The organism is Stenotrophomonas sp. YJH_SMC_32, assembly GCF_059369975.1.
In genome coordinates this window covers 30556-46200 of record NZ_JCAFTE010000002.1, presented here as the reverse complement: position 1 = coordinate 46200, position 15645 = coordinate 30556, and the positions used below count along the sequence as shown (strand labels likewise).

At 67.2% G+C, this 15645-nt stretch carries 10 protein-coding genes; 6 read left to right on the top strand and 4 right to left on the bottom strand.

Translation table 11 applies throughout. From position 1 onward, the window contains the following. Nucleotides 1-219: 219 nt before the first annotated feature. The gene (locus tag AC5P7S_RS04160) at nucleotides 220-756 is read left to right on the top strand and encodes an adenine phosphoribosyltransferase (protein WP_005416213.1); all 537 of its coding nucleotides are present in this window, start codon (nucleotides 220-222) and stop codon (nucleotides 754-756) included. Nucleotides 757-848: 92 nt separating this feature from the next. Here the strand turns inward: AC5P7S_RS04160 and dbpA are convergent, their stop codons facing one another. After that, nucleotides 849-2225, bottom strand: coding sequence for an ATP-dependent RNA helicase DbpA (gene dbpA, locus AC5P7S_RS04155; protein WP_095377736.1), 1377 nt, complete (start codon nucleotides 2223-2225; stop codon nucleotides 849-851). A 102-nt stretch (nucleotides 2226-2327) separates the two neighbouring features. After that, nucleotides 2328-3407: a YeiH family protein gene (locus AC5P7S_RS04150; RefSeq protein WP_053501305.1), complete on the bottom strand. Its 1080-nt coding sequence runs from the start codon at nucleotides 3405-3407 to the stop codon at nucleotides 2328-2330. A gap of 102 nt (nucleotides 3408-3509) precedes the next feature. On the opposite strand from AC5P7S_RS04150, the gene AC5P7S_RS04145 reads away from it, so the two are divergent. Further along, nucleotides 3510-4385, top strand: coding sequence for a LysR substrate-binding domain-containing protein (locus AC5P7S_RS04145; protein ID WP_095377735.1), 876 nt, complete (start codon nucleotides 3510-3512; stop codon nucleotides 4383-4385). Nucleotides 4386-4795: 410 nt separating this feature from the next. Continuing rightward, nucleotides 4796-6670: an ATP-binding cassette domain-containing protein gene (locus tag AC5P7S_RS04140; RefSeq protein ID WP_095377734.1), complete on the top strand. Its 1875-nt coding sequence runs from the start codon at nucleotides 4796-4798 to the stop codon at nucleotides 6668-6670. A gap of 153 nt (nucleotides 6671-6823) precedes the next feature. On the opposite strand, the gene AC5P7S_RS04135 is transcribed toward AC5P7S_RS04140, so the two are convergent. Beyond that, entirely contained in the window at nucleotides 6824-7285 is a 462-nt protein-coding gene (locus AC5P7S_RS04135; RefSeq protein ID WP_005416218.1) for a c-type cytochrome, read from the bottom strand. Between the two features lie 9 nt (nucleotides 7286-7294). Further along, entirely contained in the window at nucleotides 7295-7678 is a 384-nt protein-coding gene (locus tag AC5P7S_RS04130; RefSeq protein ID WP_005416219.1) for a c-type cytochrome, read from the bottom strand. 205 nt (nucleotides 7679-7883) lie between these two features. Here AC5P7S_RS04130 and AC5P7S_RS04125 point away from each other — a divergent pair, with 205 nt between their 5' ends. Genes AC5P7S_RS04125 through AC5P7S_RS04115 form a run of 3 tightly spaced genes read left to right on the top strand, consistent with a single transcriptional unit; the run spans nucleotide 7884 to nucleotide 15630 of the window. After that, nucleotides 7884-9029 (top strand): efflux RND transporter periplasmic adaptor subunit, encoded by a 1146-nt coding sequence (locus tag AC5P7S_RS04125; protein WP_005416220.1) that lies wholly within the window; start codon nucleotides 7884-7886, stop codon nucleotides 9027-9029. Next, nucleotides 9026-12547 (top strand): efflux RND transporter permease subunit, encoded by a 3522-nt coding sequence (locus AC5P7S_RS04120; RefSeq protein ID WP_095377733.1) that lies wholly within the window; start codon nucleotides 9026-9028, stop codon nucleotides 12545-12547. The genes AC5P7S_RS04125 and AC5P7S_RS04120 overlap by 4 nt, the downstream gene beginning before the upstream one ends. Then, on the top strand, nucleotides 12544-15630 hold the full coding sequence (locus tag AC5P7S_RS04115; RefSeq protein WP_069137840.1) for an efflux RND transporter permease subunit: 3087 nt from the start codon (nucleotides 12544-12546) through the stop codon (nucleotides 15628-15630). The genes AC5P7S_RS04120 and AC5P7S_RS04115 overlap by 4 nt, the downstream gene beginning before the upstream one ends. The last annotated feature ends 15 nt before the right edge of the window (nucleotides 15631-15645 follow it).

Sequence of the window (15645 nt, the reverse complement as noted above, 5' to 3'; positions counted from 1 at the left end):
AAGCGGCGACCGAGCTTACATGGACGTACTTGCAGCGGCCCCCGCCACCGGACCCACCCCGCCATCCCACAGAATGCACGCTGTTGCTGTTGCCGTGGAGGTTGCCGGCCAGCGGCCGGCACTACCGCAGGTGCCGGGCGCAGCCCGGCCGAACACCCCCAACAGGCAGCCGGCGCCCGGAACGGGTACCCTATGCCGCCATCAGATAGCCAATGTGACATGACCGACGCCATCGTCGCTCCGCAGTGGGCCTCCCGCCTGCGCGACATCGCCGACTTCCCCAAGCCCGGCATCCTGTTCAAGGACATCATGCCGCTGCTCGCCCACGGCGAGGACTTCCGCGGCGCGATCACCGCGATGGCCGACCGTTGGCGCGACCAGAAGCTGGACGCGGTGGTCGGCATCGAATCACGTGGTTTCATCCTCGGCGCCGCGATGGCGCTGGAGCTGGGCGTCGGCTTCGTGCCGGTGCGCAAGCCGGGCAAGCTGCCGGGCCAGGTGCTGCGCGAGGAATACACGCTGGAGTACCGCAGCGACTGCATCGAAGTGCACGCCGACGCGCTGCCGGGCGGTGCCCGTGTCGCGATCATCGATGACGTGCTGGCCACCGGCGGCACGCTGGTCGCTGCGTTGTCGCTGGTGCGCCGCCTGGGTGTTGAAGTGGTCGGCGCCGGTGTGCTGGTCGAGCTCGATGGCCTGGGCGGCCGGGCCCGCTGGGAGGCGGGCTTGCCACTGCACACCGAACTGGTGTTCTGATCGAAGGGTGAATGCCAACCAAGGTTGGCATCTACCAGAGCGAAGAGCCGGGAGCCGGTCGTTGCCAACCGTGGTTGGCAACCCGGCTTCAATCACATCATCCGCACGCGGAAGCGACGGCCCTTGATCTTGCCGGCTTCCAGCCTGGCGACGGCCTTGTTGGCCTGTTCACGCGCGATCGCCACGTAGGAGCGGGTCGGGAAGATCGCGATCTTGCCGATGAACTTGCTCGACAGGCCGGCATCGCCGGTCAGTGCGCCGAGGATGTCGCCCGGGCGCAGCTTGTCGGTCTTGCCGCCGTCAATCCGCAGGGTGCGCATCGCCGCCTGCGGCAACTCGGCCGGGCGCGAGGTCGCCAGTGGCGTCTTCTGCCAGTCCAGTGGCTGACCCAGCTGTGCTTCGATGGCTTCGGCGCGGGTCTTCTCGCGGCCGGCCACCAGGCTGATCGCCAGGCCGCTGGCACCGGCGCGACCGGTACGGCCCACGCGGTGCTGGTAGCTCTCCACGTCGGTCGGCAGTTCGTAGTTGATCACCGCCGCCAGCTCTTCCACGTCCAGTCCGCGCGCGGCGACGTCGCTGGCGACCAGCACGTTGCAGCTGCGGTTGGCCAGCCGCAACAGCACTTCCTCACGGTCGCGCTGCTCCATGTCGCCGTGCAGGGCGAGTGCGGAGAAGCCGAACTGCTGCAGCGAGTTGGCCACTTCGTCCACGTCCTTGCGGGTGTTGCAGAACACCACCGCCGATTCCGGCGCGTACTTCAGCAGCAGGCCGGCCAGCGCCTTCTGGCGATGCGCCGGTTCCACCTCGCAGAACAGGTGGCGGATGGCCGGTGCCTGATCGGCACCTTCCACGGTCACCTCCACCGCGTTGCGCAGCAGGTCACGCGCCATGGCGCGGATGCTGTCGGGGAAGGTGGCGGAGAACAGCAGGCTCTGGCGATCCCTGTGGGTGCGGCCGGCGATCTCGCGGATCGGCTCCTCGAAGCCCATGTCGAGCATGCGGTCGGCCTCGTCCAGCACCAGCGTGCGCACCGCGCCAAGATTCAGCACGCGCTTTCGTGCCAGCTCCTGCACGCGGCCGGGCGTACCCACCACCACGTGCGGGTCGTGGCCTTCCAGCGAGGCCAGCTGCGGGCCCAGCGGCACGCCGCCTACCAGCAGCAACAGCTTCAGGTTGGGAATGCCGGTGGCCAGCTTGCGGATCTGCTTGCCGACCTGGTCGGCGAGTTCGCGGGTCGGGCACAGGACCAGCGCCTGCACGCGGATCAGGCTGGGGTCGACGGCCTGCAACAGGCCCAGTCCGAAGGCGGCGGTCTTGCCGCTGCCGGTCGGCGCCTGTGCGATCACATCGTGGCCATCGAGGATGGCCGGCAGGCTCTGCGCCTGCACGGGGGTGAGGGTGGTGTAGCCGAGGGCGTCCAGGCCGGGCTGCAGGGCCGGGCTCAGCGGCAGGGTCGAGAAGTCAGTCATGGCGCATTGTACCTGCCTGCGCGGCAGCGCCCGTCCTGGGCCGCCATCCACGCATGGCGTGGATCTACGGGTGGGTGCCGACCGTTGGTCGGCACGCCCTGCTCAGCCCAGCACCGCCAACACACCCTGGTGGATCGCCAGGCCACCGAACAGCAGCCAGGCGAACAGGATCAGCGCCAGCAGCAGTGGCTTCAGGCCGGCCTGGCGCAGCGCCGAGACATGGGTGGTCAGGCCCAGCGCGGCCATCGCCATCGCCAGCAGCACGGTATCCAACTGCACCAGCCCGGCCTGCAGGCTGGCCGGCAGCAGGTGCAGTGAATTGAAACCGGCCACTGCCACGAAACCGAACGCGAACCACGGCACTACGATGCGCGCCTTGCTGCCGTCGGCGCCGGCCTTGCCGCCACGCGCCAGCCACAACGACAACACGACCAGGAACGGCGCCAGCAGCATCACCCGCACCATCTTGGTGATCACCGCGGTATCGGCGGCGGCTTCGCTGACCGTGCGGCCGGCGGCCACCACCTGCGCCACTTCGTGCACCGTCGCACCAGTGAACAGGCCGTACTGCCGCGCGTCCATCGCCAGCCAGCCGTGCGACTGCACCAGCGCATACAGCGCCGGGTACAGGAACATCGCCAGCGTGCCGAACACCACGACGGTAGAAACCGCGACAGTGACCTGCGCAGCGCGGCCACGCACCACCGGTTCGGCGGCCATCACCGCTGCCGCACCGCAGATCGCGCTGCCGGCGCCGATCAGCATTGCCGCCTCGCGTTCCATCTTGAACACACGTACGCCCAGCCAGCAGGCCAGGCCGAAGGTGCTGGCGACCACCAGCACGTCCATCAGCACGCCGCTGACGCCGACATGGCCGATGTCCTGGAAGGTCAGGCGCAGGCCGTACAGCACGATGCCGGCGCGCAGCAGCCAGTGCTTGGAGAAGCCGACACCGGCCGCGCTGCTCGGTGCCAGCCGCGGGTAGAGGGTGTTGCCGACCACGATGCCGGCCACGATGGCGACGGTCAGTGCACTCAGGCCATGCGCCTGCAACCAGGGAAGCTCGGCCAGGTACAGCGATGCCGCCGCGATCAGGCCCACCAGCAGAAGGCCGGGCAGGCGCGGCTGCCAGCGTTGGCGCAGGGCGGGCAGGGACCAGGAGGAGAGAGCGGGGGCGTTCATGGCAGGGGTAGGGCTGTAGTGACGGGACAAGCGTGCGCCTTCGTCCCTGACCTGTAAAACGAATAATATGGGTGAAACCTACCTATCAAGCGGGTAAATGCCATGCGCTTGACCTTGCGCCAGCTGCAAGTCTTCGTCGCAATCGCCGACCACGGCAGCACCACCGCCGCCGGCCAGGCCATCGCGCTCTCGCAGTCGGCCAGCAGCGCCGCCCTGCAGGAACTGGAGGCGCACTTCGGTACGCCGCTGTTCGACCGCATCGGCCGTCGCCTGGCGCTGAACGGGCACGGCCGCGCACTGCTGGAGCCGGCGCGCACCCTGCTGGTCAATGCCGCTGATCTGGAGCGGCAGCTGGCCGCCGGCGGAGACCCGTCGCAAGGGGCACCGCTGCGGTTGGTACTGGCCGCCAGTACCACCATCGGCAACTACCTGCTGCCGCAGCGCATCGCTGAACTGCTGCGGCAGGCGCCGCAGGCCGAAGTCGACCTGCGCATCGACAACAGTGCTGGCGTAGTCGCCGCCGTGCAGCGCCTGGACGTCGACGCCGGCCTGATCGAAGGCCCGTGCCATGAGCGCGGTTTGCAGGTCACGGCCTGGCAGCAGGATCCGCTGGTGATCGTCGGCGCCGCCGACGCCCCCCCGCGCTGGTCGCTGGACGAACTGCGCCGTGCCCGCTGGCTGCTGCGCGAACCCGGCTCCGGCACCCGCGAAGCAGTGGAACAGGCGCTGTTGCCGCACCTGCGCGGCTTCGCCCAGACCCTGCAGCTGGGCAATACCGAAGCGATCAAGCAGGCCGCCATCGCCGGTCTCGGCCTGGCCTGCCTTTCCCGCCACGCGCTGGAAGAGCCGCTGGCCCTGGGCCGGCTGCGCGTGCTGGAGACCCCGCTGCCGCCCCTGCAGCGCACCCTGTGGTTGGTACGGCATCCCGGCAAGCAGTGGCTGCCGGGGTTGCAGGCGTTGCTGGGGGACGTGGAGTAGCAGGGATCGGTCTTGCACTGCGCGAATTCCACGAAGGGGTCAGAGCCCTTTGCGCAGCAACGGGATCCGACCCCGACAGATCGACAGGCCTTGCAGCGCTCATCCACGCGTGGCCTGGATCTGCCGTGTCGACCAAGGTCGACACCCACCCGCGCAGAATGCCGTTCCGACAGATCGCGGGAAACTGTCAGAGGCGGGGCGGTGTGGGTCTGCAGGACCGTTGGTGCCGTGGATGGCGCCATCGAGCCCCCAAGGAGGGGTTTACGGCGTGTCCTGCAGACCCGCACCGCCCCGGCATCCCACAGGAAACCAGCTTTTGACGTTGCCGTTGAAGTTGCCGGCCAGCGGCCGGCACTACCGCCGGTGCCGGGTGCAACCCGGCCGACGCCCCCAACCCGTACAATATCCGGATGCCTCTGATTACTCTGCAGAACGTCGACTTCAGCGTCGGCGGCCCGTTGTTGCTGGAAAAGGCCGAACTGTCGATCGAGCCGGGCGAACGCATCGCCTTGATCGGCCGCAACGGCGCCGGCAAATCCACCCTGCTCAAGCTGCTGTCCGGCGATCACAAGCCCGATGACGGGGAAGTCCGCGTGCAGCAGGGCGTGCGCGTCACCCGCCTGGAGCAGGAAGTGCCACATGGCGCCGCCGGCTCGGTGTTCGACGTCGTCGCCGATGGCCTCGGTGAACTGGGCCAGTGGCTGGCCGAATTCCATCACCTGAGCCACGCCGAAGTATTTGATGGCGAAGCACTGGGCAACGTGCAGGCCAAGATCGACGCCGCCAACGGCTGGGGCCTGGATCAGCGCGTCAGCGAAACCCTGACCAAGCTCGACCTGGACGGCGAAGCCGAGTTCGGCCGCCTGTCCGGCGGCATGAAGCGCCGCGTGCTGCTCGCCCGTGCGCTGGTGTCCAGCCCCGACGTGCTGCTGCTGGACGAACCGACCAACCACCTCGATATCGAAGCCATCGACTGGCTCGAAGCGTTCCTGAAGGGTTGGAGCGGCAGCGTGGTGTTCGTTACCCATGACCGCCGCTTCCTGCGTGCACTGGCCACCCGCATCGTCGAGATCGACCGTGGCCAGGTCACCAGCTGGCCGGGCGACTGGGCCAACTACGAGCGTCGCCGAGAGGAGCGCCTCAACGCGCAGGCGCAGGAAAACGCGCGCTTCGACAAGCTGCTGGCGCAGGAAGAAGTCTGGATCCGCCAAGGCATCAAGGCGCGCCGCACCCGCGATGAGGGCCGCGTGCGCCGCCTGAAGGCGATGCGCGTGGAGCGTTCGCAGCGCCGTGATCTCAGCGGCAACGTCAAGATGGAAGCCGCACAGGGCATCAGCTCTGGCAAGAAGGTCATCGACGTCAAGGATATTTCGTTCGCCTTCGGTGAGCGCACCATGGTCCGCGACTTCACCACCACCATCATGCGCGGCGACCGCATCGGCCTGATCGGCCCCAACGGCAGCGGCAAGACGACGCTGCTGAAGCTGCTGCTGGGCGAGCTGCAGCCGGCCAAGGGCGAAGTCAACGCCGGCACCAACCTGCAGATCGCCTATTTCGACCAGTACCGCGCGGTGCTGCGCGAAGACTGGAGCGCGATCGAGAACGTGGCCGAAGGCCGCGATTTCCTCGAGTTCAACGGCAAGCGCAAGCACGTGCATGCCTACCTGCAGGACTTCATGTTCACCCCGGAACGCGCGCGTGCGCCGATCACCCGCCTGTCCGGTGGCGAGCGCAACCGCCTGCTGCTGGCCAAGCTGTTCGCGCAGCCGTCCAATCTGCTGGTGATGGACGAACCGACCAACGACCTGGACGTGGAAACTCTGGAGCTGCTGGAAGAGCTGCTGGGCGAGTACACCGGCACCCTGCTGCTGGTCAGCCATGACCGTGACTTCATCGACAACGTGGTGACCTCCACGCTGGTGATGGAAGGCGACGGCGTGATCGGCGAGTACGTCGGTGGCTACAGCGACTGGCAGCGTTATGCGGCCAGCATCGCGGCGCCTGCCTCGGTCCCCGCAGCCAAGCCGCCGGCCGCCGCCCCGGCCGCTGCCCCCCCGGCTGCCCCCAAGCGCAAGCTGGCCTACAAGGAAGCACGCGAGCTGGAGCAGCTGCCGAAGACCATCGAGAAGCTGGAAGGCGACGTCGAAGGGTTGACCTCGGCGATGAACGACCCGGCGTTCTATACCCGCAGCAGTGCGGAAGTGACCGCGCACACCCAGCAGCTGGCCAAGGTGCAGGCCGAGCTGGATGCCGCGTACGCGCGCTGGGAAGAGCTGGAAGGCTGAGTATCGGTCGGCGCCAAGTGCGCCGATTGATCGGATGAAGAATCAGTAGATCCACGCCATGCGTGGATATGCGGATCTGTGCGGACCAACGGTCCGCACCCACCAATCAACGGTCCGTGCGGACCAGGGTCCGCACCCACCGGGGGCCGGCCGTCATTTGACCCCGTGCAGATCCCGCAACTGGCTCGGCCGGCTACCGAAATACGCGGCCAGATCGGCGATGTCCTGATCGCTCAGGTCCTTCGCCTGCGGCGTCATCAGCGCATGCTGGCGGTCGCCGGCGCGGTAGGCCTGCAGCGCATGCGCCAGATAGTCGCCGTACTGCCCACCCAGCTTCGGATAGGTCGGATCGATCGGCGCATTGCCATCGGCCCCGTGGCAGTCGATGCAGCTCTGGTTGGTGGCCTTGCCCTTCACCTTGGCGCGGGCTTCACCGGCGGCCTCGCGGCCTGCCGGCAGGCCGGCGGAGGACGAAGAGCCGTGTTCGCCGCTGGCATGGCCCGGGTCGGCGGCGGATTTCTCGCTGTTTTCCACCTGCGACTGCGAACAGGCCGCCAGCAGCAGGGCAACGGACAGGGCGATGGCGTGACGCATCGGATGCGCGGCTTTCGACATGGGCGGGCCTTACTTGACGGTGGACAGGTAAACAGAGAGATCGGCGATCTCCTGTTCGCTGAAACTCATCGACTGCGCCTGCATCGTCGGATGCCGGCGCTTGCCCTGGCGGTACTCGGTCAGGGCCTGGGCCAGGTACTGCTGGGTCTGGCCGCCGATCTTCGGCACCCGGTAGCTGGGGTAGGCGTTCTTGTAGCCGGTGATGCCGTGGCACCCCTGGCAGGTGTAGGCCAGGACACGGCCATTGTCGAAGTTGCCGGTGGGCGTGGCAGGCGCCGGCGCGGCGGCAGGCGCCGGGGTGGGTGTGGCAGGAGCGGGAGCGGGCTGTGCGGCGGCCCCAAGGGGCAGGAGGACGGCCAGAGCGAGACAAGCGGCGAGCGGCTGCGGGCGCATGGTGTCGTTTCCGGGGATTCGGGTCTGGTCGTTCCGGCGTGGGGTACGGAACGACCCGAGTATAGCCTCAGGTTTCATCTAGCTGAAATGGGGGCGGGCCGACCAGCGGCGTGAAGACACCATGACCTTTGGGATATGGTGTTGCCGTGAAGTGGTGCATTACTTTGCTACCACACCTGTCCACGCATCCTCCAGGGACCTGACGATGTCGCACCCAACCTTCCTGTCCGGCCGTCGCAGCGGAATCTGCGCTGCCGCACTGCTGATCTCCACCTCCCTGCTGCTGGGCGGTTGCGCCGCAGGGCCCAATTCCGAAGCCAAGGCTGCCGAGACCAAGGAGGAGAAGAAGGTCGACGCAGTCCCGGTCGAAGTGGCGGTGGCCAGCCATCGTGCGGTCGCAGCCAGCTACACCGGCACCGCGGCGCTGGAGCCACGTGCAGAGTCGCAGGTGGTCGCCAAAACCTCCGGCGTGGCCTTGGCGGTGCTGGTCGAGGAAGGGCAGCGGGTAACCGCCGGCCAGCCGCTGGTGCGGCTGGACCCGGACCGCGCGCGCCTGGCCGTGGCGCAGAGCGAAGCGCAGATGCGAAAGCTGGAAAACAACTACCAGCGCGCACAGAAGCTGGTCGGCCAGCAGATGGTCAGCGCTGCCGATGTCGACCAGCTGCGCTACGACCTGGAGAACGTCCGTGCGCAGTACCGCCTGGCTACGCTGGAGCTGTCCTACACCACGGTCGTGGCACCGATCTCGGGTGTGATCGCCTCACGCTCGATCAAGACCGGCAACTTCGTGCAGATCAATACACCGATCTTCCGCATCGTTGACAACTCGCGGCTGGAGGCCACGCTCAACGTACCCGAACGTGAGCTGGCCACCCTGCGTGCCGGCCAGCCGGTGACGCTGGCGGCCGACGCACTGCCGGGCCAGAGCTTCACCGGCACCGTTGACCGCATCGCGCCGGTGGTGGACTCGGGCAGCGGCACGTTTCGCGTGGTCAGTGCCTTCGATGGCGCCGCCCACGCGCTGCAGCCCGGCATGTTCGGCCGCATCCGCATCGATTACGACCAGCGTGCCGATGCGCTGGTGGTGCCGCGCCTGGCGTTGCTCGATGACGGTGAACCTGCGGTGTTCCGCGTGCGCGAAGGCAAGGTCGCACGCATTCCGGTCAAGCTGGGTTACGCCGAGGGCCCGTGGGTGGAGATCCGTGATGGCCTGGCGGCCGGTGATCAGGTGGTCACCGCCGGCAAGGTCGCCCTGCGCGACGGCACCACGGTGCAGGTGATCGCCGATCCGAAGGCGAAGGCGGTCGCGGCGGCCGCCAAGCCCGCAGACAAGGCCGGGAGCAAGCAATGACTGCTCCGGGCCACGACCACGGTGCCTCGCCGGCGAGCGACGGCGCCGCCGCCGGCATGCGCGGCGGCCTGGTGGAATTCGCCACGCGTCGCCGTGTGACCATCGCCATGTGCACGGTCACGCTGCTGCTGTTCGGCCTGATCGCGCTCGGCAACCTCAAGGTCAACCTGCTGCCCGACCTGAGCTACCCGACGCTGACCGTGCGCACCGAATACACCGGTGCGGCGCCGACCGAAATCGAAACCCTGATCACCCAGCCGGTTGAAGAAGCGGTGGGCGTGGTCAAGAACCTGCGCAAGCTGAAGTCGGTCTCGCGCACCGGCCAGAGCGATGTGGTGCTGGAGTTCGCCTGGGGCACCAACATGGACCAGGCCAGCCTGGAGGTGCGTGACAAGATGGAAGCGCTGAACCTGCCGCTGGAGGCCAAGGCTCCGGTGCTGCTGCGCTTCAATCCGTCCACCGAGCCGATCATGCGCCTGGTGCTGTCGAACAAGACGGCGCCGACCAGCGATGCCGATGCGGTCCGCGAGCTGACCGGCCTGCGCCGCTATGCCGATGAAGACCTGAAGAAGAAGCTGGAGCCGGTCACCGGCGTGGCAGCAGTGAAGGTGGGCGGTGGCCTGGAAGACGAGATCCAGGTCGACATCGACCAGCAGAAGCTGGCGCAGCTGAACCTGCCGATCGACACCGTCATCAAGCGTCTCAAGGACGAGAACATCAACATCTCCGGCGGCCGCCTGGAGGAGGGCTCCCAGCGCTTCCTGGTGCGTACCGTCAACCAGTTCGCCGACCTCGAGGAAATCCGCAACCTGCTGGTGACCACCCAGGCCGCCAATGGCAGCGCAGCCGACTCGGCGTTGCAGCAGATGTTCAACATCGCCGCGTCGACTGGTTCGGCTGCAGCCATCGCCGCCGCGTCGGCGGCACAGAGCGCATCGTCCGGTGGTGGCTCCAGTGTGGTCGCCAATGGCGTGCCGGTACGCCTGAAGGACGTGGCCACGGTGCGGCAGGGCTACAAGGAGCGTGAAGCGATCATCCGCCTGGGCGGCAAGGAATCGGTCGAGCTGGCCATCTACAAGGAAGGCGACGCCAACACCGTGTCCACCGCCGAAGCGCTGCGCAAGCGCCTGGAGCAGATCAAGGGCACGTTCCCGTCCGATGTCGAGCTGACCACCATCGAGGACCAGTCGCGCTTCATCGAGCACGCCATCGCCGACGTCAAGAAGGACGCGGTGATCGGTGGCCTGCTGGCAATCCTGATCATCTTCCTGTTCCTGCGCGATGGCTGGAGCACGTTCGTGATCAGCCTGTCGTTGCCTGTATCGATCATCGCCACGTTCTTCTTCATGGGCCAGCTCGGCCTGAGCCTGAACGTGATGTCGCTGGGCGGCCTGGCCTTGGCCACCGGCCTGGTGGTGGACGACTCGATCGTGGTGCTGGAGAGCATCGCCAAGGCCCGCGAGCGTGGCCTGGGCATCCTGCAGGCGGCCATTGCCGGCACCCGCGAAGTGAGCATGGCGGTGGTTGCCTCAACCCTGACCACCATCGCCGTGTTCCTGCCGCTGGTGTTCGTCGACGGGATTGCCGGACAGCTGTTCCGCGACCAGGCGCTGACCGTGGCGATCGCCATCGCGATCTCGCTGCTGGTGTCGATGACCCTGATCCCGATGCTGAGCTCGCTGAAGGGGCGGCCACCGCTGGCGTTCCCGGAAGAGGCGCCGAACGAAGCATGGCAGCCGCAGAAGCGCTGGCAGAAGCCGGTCGCGCTGGGCCGCCGTGGCGTGGTTGCCAGCGTGCGCTGGAGCTTCTATGCGCTGGCCTGGCTTGTCGTGCGCGTGTGGCGTGGCGTGGTGGCAGTGGTCGGCCCGGTGATGCGCAAGGCCAGCGACCTGGCGATGAAGCCCTATGCAGGCGCCGAGCGAGGCTACCTGCGCCTGCTGCCGAGTGCGCTGGCGCATCCCGGCAAGGTGCTGGGCGTGGCAGCCATCATCTTCGTGGCGACCATGGCGCTGGTACCGATGCTTGGCGCGGACCTGATTCCGCAGCTGGCGCAGGACCGGTTCGAAATGACGGTGAAGCTGCCGGCCGGCACGCCGCTGAAGCAGACCGATGCGCTGGTGCGCGAGCTGCAGCTGGCGCACGGCAAGGAGGAGGGCGTGGCCTCGCTGTATGGCGTCAGTGGCAGCGGCACCCGGCTGGATGCCAGTCCGACCGAAAGCGGCGAGAACATCGGCAAGCTGACTGTGGTGATGGAAGGCGGTGGCAACGCGCGCACTGAAGCGGCAATCACCGAACGCCTGCGCGGCACCATGAGCCAGCACCCGGGCGCCCAGGTCGACTTCGCGCGGCCGGCGTTGTTCAGCTTCTCCACGCCGTTGGAAATCGAACTGCGCGGGCAGGACATGGCGACCCTGGAAGTGGCCGGCCAGCGCTTGGCGGCGATGCTGCGCGGCAATGCGCACTACGCCGACGTGAAGTCGACGGTGGAAGAGGGCTTCCCGGAAATCCAGATCCGCTTCGACCAGGAGCGCGCGGGTGCGCTGGGCCTGACCACCCGCCAGATCGCCGACGTGGTGGTGAAGAAGGTGCGCGGCGACGTCGCCACCCGCTACAGCTTCCGTGATCGCAAGATCGACGTGCTGGTGCGTGCCCAGGAAGGTGACCGCGCCAGCGTCGAGAGCATCCGCCGGCTGATCGTCAATCCGGGCAGCACCCGCCCGGTCACCCTGGACGCGGTGGCCGACGTGGTCGCCACCACCGGCCCCAGCGAGATCCATCGTGCCGACCAGACCCGGGTGGCGGTGGTATCGGCCAACCTGCGCGACATCGACCTCGGCGCAGCCATGCGCGAAGTGCAGCAGATGGTGGCCGAGCAGCCGCTGGGTGCGGGCGTTGGCCTGCACATCGGTGGCCAGGGCGAGGAGCTGGCGCAGGCGGCGAAGTCGCTGATCTTCGCCTTTGGTTTGGCGATCTTCCTGGTCTACCTGGTGATGGCCTCGCAGTTCGAGTCGCTGCTGCACCCGTTCGTGATCCTGTTCACCATCCCGCTGGCGCTGGTCGGCGCGATCCTGGCGCTGATGCTGACCGGCAAGCCCATCTCGGTGGTGGTGTTCATCGGCTTGATCCTGCTGGTCGGCCTGGTCACCAAGAACGCGATCATCCTGATCGACAAGGTCAACCAGCTGCGCGAAGCCGGCGTGGCCAAGCATGAGGCGCTGGTGGAAGGTGCGCGCTCGCGCCTGCGCCCGATCATCATGACCACGCTGTGCACGCTGTTCGGCTTCCTGCCGCTGGCGGTGGCCATGGGCGAGGGCGCCGAAGTGCGTGCACCGATGGCGATCACCGTGATCGGTGGCCTGCTGGTGTCGACGCTGCTGACGCTGCTGGTGATCCCGGTGGTGTACGACCTGATGGATCGTCGCGGCGACGCCTACTACCGTGAGCGCGGCCGCAAGCATGCCGGTGAAGGCCTGCATGGCGACGAGGGCGGCACGGCAGGTGTGGAGGAGCCGGCATGAGCGTTGCCGAGTTCTCCATCCGCCGCCCGGTCACCACCATCATGTGCTTCGTGTCGCTGGTGGTGATCGGCCTGATCGCTTCGTTCCGGCTGCCGTTGGAGGCGCTGCCGGACATCTCCGCGCCGTTCCTGTTCGTGCAGATCCCATACACCGGTTCGACGCCCGAGGAAGTGGAGCGGACCATCATCCGCCCGGTCGAGGAGTCGCTGGCGACGATGACCGGCATCAAACGCATGCGCTCATCGGCCACCTCCGAGGCGGCGCTGATCTACATCGAGTTCAGCGACTGGGACCGCGACATTGCCATTGCCGCGTCCGACGCGCGCGAGCGTATCGATGCGATCCGCAGCGACCTGCCCGACGACCTGCAGCGCTACAACGTGTTCAAGTGGTCCAGCAGTGACCAGCCGGTACTGAAGGTACGCCTGGCCAGTACCACCGACCTGACCACTGCCTATGACATGCTCGACCGTGAATTCAAACGGCGCATCGAGCGTATTCCCGGTGTGGCCCGCGTCGACATCACCGGTGCACCGCCGAACGAGGTGGAGATCGCCATCGATCCGAACCGGCTCAACGCGCATGGGTTGAGCATCAACGAGCTGAGCGAGCGCCTGCGCACGCTGAACTTCTCGATCTCGGCCGGGCAGATCGACGACAACGGCCAGCGCGTGCGCGTGCAGCCGGTGGGCGAGATCACCGACCTTCAGGAGATGCGCGACCTGGTGATCAACGCCAAGGGCCTGCGCCTGGGCGATATCGCCGACGTGCGCCTGAAGCCTGCACGGATGAACTACGGGCGCCGCCTGGACGGCAACCCGGCGGTGGGCCTGGACATCTTCAAGGAGCGCAGTGCCAACCTGGTGGACGTCTCGCGTGCGGCGCTGGCCGAAGTCGAGGCGATCCGCGCGCAGCCGTCGATGCGCGACGTGCAGATCAAGGTGATCGACAACCAGGGAAAGGCGGTGACCTCGTCGCTGCTGGAGCTGGCCGAAGCCGGTGCGGTCGGCCTGATCCTGTCGGTGACGGTGCTGTTCTTCTTCCTGCGCCATTGGCCGTCGACGCTGATGGTGACCCTGGCCATTCCGATCTGCTTCACCATCACCCTGGGCTTCATGTACTTCGTCGGGGTGACGCTGAACATCCTGACCATGATGGGCCTGCTGCTGGCCGTGGGCATGCTGGTCGACAACGCCGTGGTGGTGGTGGAGAGCATCTACCAGGAGCGCGAGCGCATGCCGGGGCAGCCACGGCTGGCCTCGATCATCGGCACCCGCAACGTGGCCATCGCGCTCAGCGCCGGTACGCTGTGCCACTGCATCGTGTTCGTGCCGAACCTGTTCGGCGAGACCAACAACATCAGCATCTTCATGGCGCAGATCGCGATCACCATCTCGGTCTCGCTGCTGGCCTCGTGGCTGGTCGCGGTCAGCCTGATTCCGATGCTGTCCGCACGCATGGCCACGCCCAAGCTGGTGCACTCGCAGACCGGCCTGATCGCGCGGCTGCAGCGCCGCTACGCGCAGCTGCTGGACTGGTCGCTGCACCACCGCGGCTGGAGCCTGCTCGGCATCCTGCTGGTGGTACTGGTCAGCCTGGTGCCGATGAAGCTGACCAAGGTCGACATGTTCGGGGGCGAGGGCGGCAAGGACATCTTCATCGGCTACATGTGGAAGGGCGCCTACACCTACCGGCAGATGTCCGAGGAAGTGGCACGCGTGGAGAGCTGGATCGACCAGAACCGCGAGCGCCTGCACGTGAAGCAGGTGTACTCCTGGTACAGCGAGCAGGAAGGCAGCTCCACGGTGGTCACCCTGGACGAGAAGTACGCCAAGGACATCAAGGCGCTGCAGGAAGAGTTGCGCAAGGGCCTGCCGAAGTCCGCCCGCACCGACTATTTCGTCGGCAACCAGGGCGGCGATGGCGGGGGTGGCGGCAACCAGGGCGTGCAGGTGCAGCTGGTGGGCGATTCCAGCTCGATGCTGCAGGAGATCGGCCAGGAAGTGGTGCCGTTGCTGGCGCAGCGTGCCGAACTGCGGGACGTGCGCATCGACAACGGCGAGAAGGGCGGCGAGCTGAAGGTACGCGTCGACCGTGAGCGTGCCGCAGCGTTCGGTTTCAACGCCGAACAGGTGGCCAGCTTCGTCGGCCTGGCGCTGCGCGGCGCACCGATGCGCGAGTTCCGTCGCGGTGACAATGAAGTGCCGGTGTGGGTGCGCTTTGCCGGCGCCGAGCAGAGCAGCCCGGAAGACCTGGCCGGTTTCAGCGTGCGCACCGGCGATGGCCGCAGCGTGCCGCTGCTGAGCCTGGTCACCGTGGACGTTGGTTCGTCCGCCACCCAGATCGGCCGCACCAACCGCCAGACCACGTTGACCATCAAGGCCAACCTGGCCGAGAAGGTCACCGCGCCGGATGGGCGCAAGGCGATCGAAGCCGTGCTCAAGCCGATGAACTTCCCGGCCGGCTATGGCTTCACTTTCGACGGCGGCGACTACGGCAACGACGACGAGGCCATGCAGCAGATGGTGTTCAACCTGCTGATCGCACTGGTGATGATCTACGTGGTGATGGCGGCGGTATTCGAGTCGCTGCTGTTCCCGGCGGCGATCATGAGCGGCGTGCTGTTCTCGATCTTCGGCGTGTTCTGGCTTTTCTGGATCACTGGCACCTCGTTCGGGATCATGTCCTTCATTGGCATCCTGGTGCTGATGGGCGTGGTGGTGAACAACGGCATCGTGATGATCGAGCACATCAACAACCTGCGGCGCAGCGGCATGGGCCGTACCCAGGCGCTGGTGGAAGGCTCACGCGAACGCCTGCGCCCGATCATGATGACCATGGGCACGGCGATCCTGGCGATGGTGCCGATCTCGCTGACCGACACGCAGATGTTCGGCAATGGCCCGGAGTACTCGCCGATGGCGCGCGCGATTGCCGGCGGCCTGGCGTTCTCGACCGTGGTCAGCCTGCTGTTCCTGCCGACGATCTACGCGGTGCTCGATGACCTGCGCAATGCCGTGACGCGGCTGATCCGTCGCGCGCGTGGAGTGGAGATGGTAGAGCCGGGCGCTGCCCGGCTGTAATGCACGTCAACGTGT

Coding starts and splice junctions, on each gene's coding strand:
- dbpA (WP_095377736.1), bottom strand. CDS start 2,225: ATGACTGACTTCTCGACCCTGCCGCTGAGCCCGGCCCTGCAGCCCGGC.
- AC5P7S_RS04115 (WP_069137840.1), top strand. CDS start 12,544: ATGAGCGTTGCCGAGTTCTCCATCCGCCGCCCGGTCACCACCATCATG.
- AC5P7S_RS04145 (WP_095377735.1), top strand. CDS start 3,510: ATGCGCTTGACCTTGCGCCAGCTGCAAGTCTTCGTCGCAATCGCCGAC.
- AC5P7S_RS04125 (WP_005416220.1), top strand. CDS start 7,884: ATGTCGCACCCAACCTTCCTGTCCGGCCGTCGCAGCGGAATCTGCGCT.
- AC5P7S_RS04120 (WP_095377733.1), top strand. CDS start 9,026: ATGACTGCTCCGGGCCACGACCACGGTGCCTCGCCGGCGAGCGACGGC.
- AC5P7S_RS04160 (WP_005416213.1), top strand. CDS start 220: ATGACCGACGCCATCGTCGCTCCGCAGTGGGCCTCCCGCCTGCGCGAC.
- AC5P7S_RS04150 (WP_053501305.1), bottom strand. CDS start 3,407: ATGAACGCCCCCGCTCTCTCCTCCTGGTCCCTGCCCGCCCTGCGCCAA.
- AC5P7S_RS04135 (WP_005416218.1), bottom strand. CDS start 7,285: ATGTCGAAAGCCGCGCATCCGATGCGTCACGCCATCGCCCTGTCCGTT.
- AC5P7S_RS04140 (WP_095377734.1), top strand. CDS start 4,796: ATGCCTCTGATTACTCTGCAGAACGTCGACTTCAGCGTCGGCGGCCCG.
- AC5P7S_RS04130 (WP_005416219.1), bottom strand. CDS start 7,678: ATGCGCCCGCAGCCGCTCGCCGCTTGTCTCGCTCTGGCCGTCCTCCTG.